The sequence below is a fragment of the Pseudomonadota bacterium genome, from assembly GCA_030859565.1.
Lineage (GTDB): Bacteria > Pseudomonadota > Gammaproteobacteria > JACCXJ01 > JACCXJ01 > USCg-Taylor.
The window spans coordinates 1-2,283 of sequence record JALZJW010000278.1 but is presented as its reverse complement, the minus strand read 5'-3'; the positions used below and the strand labels follow the sequence as shown (position 1 = coordinate 2,283).

Sequence of the window (2,283 nt, the reverse complement as noted above, 5' to 3'; positions counted from 1 at the left end):
GACGAGCACCATGAGGCCGTCGCCTAGCACTACTTTGGCAGGTTCGGGTTACAGGGCTCTGCGAGGAGCTTCTGACACCGTAGGCATCGCAAAGGCGGAGGTCGTGCGAAGAGGTCGACGATCGCTTGCCGGATGGCCGGCATGCTGGGTTGCGGTGGCGGCCCCCCGATTCTTTTTTTTCCGCCCCGCTGCCTTGAGGCGGCGGGACTGGAGGAAGGCGTAGGCGATCATCGTCATCAAGGCATGTCGATGTAATCCGATCCAGGATCGGCCTTCGAAGTGGTCGAGGCCGAGTTCCTCCTTGAGCTGTTGATGCGCCTGCTCACAGATCCACCTGGCCTTGATCGTGGCAGCGAGTATCTTGAGCGTGGTCTCGGCCGGCAAGTTTGAGACATAGTATTTCTGCTCCCCGGTCGGCCGGCGCTCGCCGACGAGCCAGACCTCGTCGCCCGGCATGCACTGCATGCGATCGTCGAGCATCCGGTGCTTGTGGCCATCCGCAACGCGGACACGGCGAGCCGCGAAGAGGCATGTCAGCCGGCCTCTGGTACCGCGTCGCCAGCTGATCTTCCGCCATGGCTCACCTGCAAGCATCGCTTCCGCGAAGACCGGCGCGCAGTCGGGAATGTGATATTGGCGGCGCTTGCCGGTCTTCGCGACGGGGAAGATCAGGGCCACATCGGCCGGGTAGACGTTCTGGCGTCGCGACAACCCGACCGCCCACAAGAGGCCGCGCTCACTCAAAGCTTGGCGGAACGCACCGCTCGACCCGTACCCCGCGTCGGCAAGCACGCAGCCGAACCGCGCTCCGGATGCGATGACACGGTCGATCTCCTCGATCGCGATCTCCGGCTTCGTCAGAGCGGCCTGCCGATCCTTCGGGACCCGCGCCCGCGTCATGCGCTCGGGATCATCCGTCCAGGTCTCGGGCAAAAAGAGCCGCAGGCCCACCATCACCGGCACCTCGCGCGAGGCCAGGGTCACCGAGACCAGCGACTGGCAGTTGGACGTCTTGCCAAGCGAGGAGGCGTATTGCGGCGCGACCCCGACCGAGTGCTGCCCCTTCTTCGGCAGTGCCGTATCGTCGATGACGAGAAAGCCCGCCGGGTCGCCAACCAGGCGATCGGCCTCCTTCAGTAGCGCAACTTCGAGCGGGGCGCTGTCCCAAACCCCTGCAGCGACGAAATGATGAAGCTGGTCGTAGCCGACCGCGTCAGCACGCGCTGCCATGGGTTGCACGCTCTTCCGGTCCCCTGGGCCGATCAGGCCCGCAATGTAGAGCGGACACATCCGGCGACGTGCCGGATGCGAAAGAACGGCGAGAAACGGCTCAAGCCATCGCTCGAGCTCTGTTCTCCAATCCCGCTCCGCCGCCATGGTCGGTCCTCCAAAACCGACCTCCCATGAATCATGCAAACCGACGCACGGGAATCCTCAAAGCGCCACCTGGCAAAAACTTCTGCCAAAGTAGTGCTAGTCGCGCCACAGCGTTCTTCGCGCCGTCTGACGCCATCTGGATCTGGGCGGGGAACGGCCGCATGTCCGGGGCGAGCCGCGACTCCAGGAGTGCGGTCTCACTCTTCCCTTCAGCAAGGGCCTTGTCGAGCCAAGCCTGTATGCTCGTCATGGAGTGGACGAACACCGGCACAGAGGCATCATAGATCGTGAAACTCATAAGCGATCCTCCGCGCCGACGGCTTGCTCCGCCGGCCAGTCATACCTGACGTCCAAGTCACGCGTGCTCATCGTTACACGGCGCGCCTGCTTGGCGGATCGTAATGGAGCTGCGGTCGTTGGGGTAACCTTCGGCCTGCGAGGTGCGGGCAAAACAGCAGCAGTTTTGTGGTCTGCGGCCGCATTTGCGGGCAGCAAGAGCAACGTTGCCGCGCTTGCGGAGCCGTTCCGCCCTCGGCAAGAGCTGGTTCAGCTCCGGGCCGTGCGCGTCCCTTGCACAAACAGCATGGCGATTTCAACGTCACCGAGGTGTTCGCCTTGCTGGACCGACGGGCGCCAGAGGATGGATCGGAAAACTAGAAATACCAGCCCACGCCCCCGTACTCAGCGAGGCTGCCGGGGCTTGCGAGGTCAGTCGCCGAGCGACCTGCCGCCAGCGCCGGCGCGTTGTTCCAAGCCTGGCGCGTCTAGAGCTCGATCGGGGAGCAGGAACGCTCGTAATCTCTGTTGCCGTAGCGGGGTAGGTGCGAGGCAATGTTCACGGGCCGGTCTCGGACCACGCGACCAGTTGAATCAAGCGCCGCATACGGCTTGGAGTTCGAGCTACAG

The 2,283-nt window shown here is 64.0% G+C and carries 2 protein-coding genes; both read right to left on the bottom strand.

Annotated features, from left to right (window positions below; genetic code table 11):
- Positions 1-48: 48 nt before the first annotated feature.
- Entirely contained in the window at positions 49-1,377 is a 1,329-nt protein-coding gene (locus M3436_20725; GenBank protein MDQ3566391.1) for an IS701 family transposase, read from the bottom strand.
- Between the two features lie 31 nt (positions 1,378-1,408).
- Positions 1,409-1,675, bottom strand: coding sequence for a DUF1993 domain-containing protein (locus M3436_20720; GenBank protein ID MDQ3566390.1), 267 nt, complete (start codon positions 1,673-1,675; stop codon positions 1,409-1,411).
- Between the last annotated feature and the right edge of the window lie 608 nt (positions 1,676-2,283).